The following is a 4,164-nucleotide window of genomic DNA, read 5'->3' as shown; positions in this document are numbered from 1 at the left end:
GAGGTCGCCGGCGTGCCGCCGGTCGACGACGCCGGGCAGGGAGGTCTCCACGACGTCGCCGCGGGCGCCTCCCACGCCGAGGACGGCGCCGTCTACCTCAGCTGGGTGCGCGACCATCCCGAGGGCGCGCAGGGCGTGGTGGGCCGCGGCATACTCGACGTGGACCGCGCCGAGCTGACGGACCTGGAGGTGATCTGGGAGCAGGACCCCGCCGCCGGCAACGGACACTTCGCGCTGCGCCTGCTCGTCCTCGACGACCACCTCTACGTGACCTCGGGCGACCGCCAGGAGCAGACCCCCGCCCAGGACACCGCCAGCAACCTCGGCGCAGTGGTCCGCCTGACCCTCGACGGGGACCCGGCGCCCGGCAACCCGTGGGCGGGGGACGGCGCCGCGGCCGACCTGTGGACCATCGGCCACCGCAATCCCCTCGGGATCGCCGAGGATCCGCAGGGCCGGATCTGGGTGTCCGAGATGGGCCCGCGCCACGGCGACGAACTCAACCTCCTCACCGAGGGCGGGAACTACGGGTGGCCTCAGGCCTCGATGGGTAGGCACTACTCCGGCGGGGACATCCCGGGACACCGCGAGGGGGACGGGTTCGTGCCACCCGCCACGTACTGGGTGCCCGCCATCTCGCCCGGGAGCCTTCTGATCTACCGGGGGGACCGCTTCGCCGGGTGGGACGGAAGCGCACTCCTGGGTGGGTTGTCCGGACAGAACCTGGTCCGCGTCGAGCTCCGCGACGAGGTGGCCACCGTGGTACAGGAGTGGGACATGGGCGCGCGGGTCAGAGCACTCGCCGAGGCTCCCGACGGGGCGATATGGGTGCTCGAGGACGGACCGGGCGGGCGCCTGCTCGAGCTGACCCCGGACTGACCGGTCGCCTCTCTAGAGCCCCCCGCGGGCCAACGCCTAAGCTGGCGGTATGACGCAGCAGAGAGATCAGACGAGCACCCACGACGGTGTCGACATCAAGCCCCGCAGCCGCGACGTCACCGACGGCCTGGAGAAGACCGCGGCCCGCGGGATGCTGCGCGCGGTCGGGATGGGCGACGACGACTGGGTCAAGCCGCAGATCGGTGTCGCCTCGTCCTGGAACGAGATCACCCCGTGCAACCTCTCGCTCGACCGCCTGGCCAAGAAGGTCAAGGAGGGCGTGCACTCCGGCGGCGGCTACCCGCTGGAGTTCGGCACCATCTCCGTCTCCGACGGCATCTCCATGGGTCACGAGGGAATGCACTTCTCACTGGTCTCGCGCGAGGTCATCGCCGACAGTGTGGAGACGGTGATGAGCGCCGAGCGGCTGGACGGCTCCGTGCTCCTCGCGGGCTGCGACAAGTCGCTGCCGGGCATGCTCATGGCCGCCGCCCGGCTCGACCTGGCGAGCGTCTTCCTCTACGCCGGATCCACCCTGCCCGGCTGGGCCACGCTCTCGGACGGCACGGAGAAGCAGGTCACCATCATCGACGCGTTCGAGGCGGTCGGCGCGTGCTCCCGCGGGCTCATGAGCCGTGAGGACGTCGACACCATCGAGCGGGCCATCTGCCCGGGCGAGGGCGCGTGCGGCGGCATGTACACCGCCAACACCATGGCCAGCGCCGCGGAGGCGTTGGGCATGTCGCTCCCGGGCAGCGCGTCCCCGCCGGCGCCGGATCGTCGGCGCGACGACTACGCCGAGGCGAGCGGCGACGCCGTGGTCGAGTTGCTGCGTCGCGGGATCACCGCCCGCGACATCATGACCAAGGAGGCGTTCGAGAACGCGATCGCCGTGGTCATGGCCTTCGGTGGATCGACCAACGCGGTGCTGCACCTGCTCGCCATCGCCAGCGAGGCGGAGGTCGACCTCAGCCTCGACGACTTCGCCCGGATCGGCGCCAAGGTGCCGCACCTGGCGGACGTCAAGCCCTTCGGCGCCCACGTGATGACGGACGTCGACCGGATCGGCGGCGTGCCGGTGGTCATGAGGGCCCTCCTCGATGCCGGCCTGCTGCACGGGGACTGCCTCACCGTCACGGGCAAGACCGTCGCGGAGAACCTCGCCGACATCGCCCCGCCGGACCCGGACGGGCTGGTGCTGCGGGCCATGAGCGAGCCGATCCACCCGACCGGCGGCATCACGATCCTGCACGGATCGCTCGCGCCGGAGGGCGCGGTGGTCAAGTCCGCCGGCTTCGACTCCGACGTCTTCGAGGGCACCGCCCGCGTCTTCGAGCGGGAGCGCTCGGCGATGGACGCGCTGGAGGACGGCACGATCACCGCGGGCGACGTCGTGGTGATCCGCTACGAGGGCCCCAAGGGCGGGCCGGGGATGCGGGAGATGCTCGCGATCACCGGCGCGATCAAGGGCGCGGGCCTGGGCAAGGACGTGCTCCTGATGACGGACGGTCGGTTCTCCGGCGGCACCACCGGCCTCTGTGTCGGCCACATCGCGCCCGAGGCGGTGGACGGTGGACCGATCGCCCTGGTCCGCGACGGCGACCGCATCCGCCTGGACGTGTCCGACGGGACCCTGGACCTGCTGGTGGACGGGGCCGAGCTGGAGGCGCGTCGCGCCGGGTGGGAGCCGCTCCCGCCGCGCTACACCCGCGGTGTGCTGGCCAAGTACTCCAAGCTCGTGCAGTCGGCCTCGACGGGCGCGATCTGCCGGTGAGGCCCCGCGGCAGCAGGTGACCCCCCACGGTGGCTCACCCACCACCGCATGACCCGGGCTCACACCCGGGTCATGCGGTCGCCCTACTTCGCGTCGGGGTCCGGCTGGTGGATGCCGAACACGTTGCCCTCGGTGTCGAGGAAGTAGCCCTGCCACGCCATACCCGGCAGGGCGTGCTTGTCCATGGCCACCGTCCCGCCGGCGTCGAGGATCGCGCGGGCGGTGGCATCGAAATCACCGCACCCCATCGTGAGCACCGCGCCGGTGGCGGGCGATCCCGTCGCAGGGGCGTCGCCGTGGCGCTGCATGATCGCACCGTTGATGCCCGGTTGGTCCTCGGGGCCGGAGGTCACGCCGAAGTAGGGCGACCCGGCGAAGTCGCTCCAGTCCTGGTAGGTCCAGCCGAAGACTGCTGCGTAGAACTCGCAAGCCCGGGCAGGATCGGAGGCGTGGATCTCGAAGTGGATGGGACGGGACACGGCGGGCTCCTCACATCGGAGATCGGATCGGGTCAGTCGAGGACGGTGCCGTCCTCGAGGTGGGAGAGCGACCCGCCCCCGGGCCTCTCACCCGTGGCGAGGTAGACCACGCGGTTGGCGATGCTGACCGTGTGATCGGCGAACCGCTCGTAGTAGCGGGCGAGCAGCGCCAGATCCACCGCCGCGACCGAGCCGTGCGGCCAGTCCTCGGCGGAGATCTGCCGCATGAGGTCGGCGTGGAGGGAATCGACCGCGTCGTCCTCCGAATCGAGTGAGCGAGCGAGGCGGACGTCCTTGGTGGGGAGCAGCTGCCCGAGATTCCGGGCCATGGCCGAGTCCCGCTCCGCGAATTCGCGGATCGTCGGGACCACGGGCCCGGGGATGACCGGGTTGGGGTGGCGTCGGCGGGCGACGCGGGCGATGTGGCCGGTGAGGGCGGCCATCCGCGTGAAGTGCTCGACGATGTAGATGCCGGAGACCACCTGCCGCAGGTCGCGGGCCACGGGTGCCTCGAGCAACAGCAGATCGAAGGCGTGCTGCTCGCTCGCCTCGCGCAGATCCTCCACCTCGGCCGCGCCGTCGATGACCTCGGTGGCGGCGACCTCGTCACCCTCGAGCAGCGCCACGGTGGCGAGGTCGAGGAGTCGGTTGTTCATCTCGCAGAACCGGACCAGCTGGTCGGAGAACTCGTCGAGCTTGGTATGGAGGACGGTGCGCATCCCATGACTGTAGTGGTGGGGCGGGATCGCCGCGATCCCGTTAAGCCAGTGTTCACCGCCCGGGCGGTCGGAGTGGGGGTGCGGGCGTGGGGAATAGATGGACCCATCGGTCTGTTCTGCCCTGTCGTACGCACGTCGCCCGCGTCCCGGAAAGGACACCCGATGATCCCGTTCCCGTACGAGACCACCCGCTCCCGGGAGAGGCGACCCGGCCGGTCGGTGCTGATCGACGCGGACTCGATGGTCGGGGCGCGGGAGATCGGCACCACCGCCTCGCGTCTGCGCGGGCTGGCATGAGCGGGTCCGCGGCCGC

The 4,164-nt window shown here is 71.3% G+C and carries 5 protein-coding genes; 3 read left to right on the top strand and 2 right to left on the bottom strand.

Annotated features, from left to right (window positions below; translation table 11 throughout):
* Together G6021_RS09100 and ilvD are read left to right on the top strand one after the other, a co-directional pair.
* The coding region (locus G6021_RS09100; RefSeq protein WP_182641116.1) for a PQQ-dependent sugar dehydrogenase at positions 1–879 on the top strand (879 nt) is incomplete at its 5' end.
* Positions 880–928: 49 nt separating this feature from the next.
* Positions 929–2,653: a dihydroxy-acid dehydratase gene (ilvD, locus tag G6021_RS09095; RefSeq protein ID WP_182641115.1), complete on the top strand. Its 1,725-nt coding sequence runs from the start codon at positions 929–931 to the stop codon at positions 2,651–2,653.
* Between the two features lie 83 nt (positions 2,654–2,736).
* Here ilvD and G6021_RS09090 read toward each other — a convergent pair whose 3' ends face one another.
* Positions 2,737–3,132: a VOC family protein gene (locus tag G6021_RS09090; protein WP_182641114.1), complete on the bottom strand. Its 396-nt coding sequence runs from the start codon at positions 3,130–3,132 to the stop codon at positions 2,737–2,739.
* Positions 3,133–3,164: 32 nt separating this feature from the next.
* Positions 3,165–3,851, bottom strand: a complete 687-nt coding sequence (locus G6021_RS09085; RefSeq protein ID WP_179525622.1) for a PhoU domain-containing protein — start codon at positions 3,849–3,851, stop codon at positions 3,165–3,167.
* 162 nt (positions 3,852–4,013) lie between these two features.
* On the opposite strand from G6021_RS09085, the gene G6021_RS17765 reads away from it, so the two are divergent.
* Entirely contained in the window at positions 4,014–4,148 is a 135-nt protein-coding gene (locus G6021_RS17765) for a hypothetical protein (RefSeq protein WP_259844327.1), read from the top strand.
* Positions 4,149–4,164 lie beyond the last annotated feature (16 nt).

It is taken from the genome of Dietzia sp. CW19 (assembly GCF_014145265.1).
Lineage (GTDB): Bacteria > Actinomycetota > Actinomycetes > Mycobacteriales > Mycobacteriaceae > Dietzia > Dietzia natronolimnaea.
This window is presented reverse-complemented; position numbering and strand designations above follow the sequence as displayed.

Bases quoted from the DNA above. Each gene is read 5' to 3' on its own strand.
- ilvD (WP_182641115.1), top strand. From the start codon at position 929: ATGACGCAGCAGAGAGATCAGACGAGCACCCACGACGGTGTCGACATC.
- G6021_RS09085 (WP_179525622.1), bottom strand. From the start codon at position 3,851: ATGCGCACCGTCCTCCATACCAAGCTCGACGAGTTCTCCGACCAGCTG.
- G6021_RS17765 (WP_259844327.1), top strand. From the start codon at position 4,014: ATGATCCCGTTCCCGTACGAGACCACCCGCTCCCGGGAGAGGCGACCC.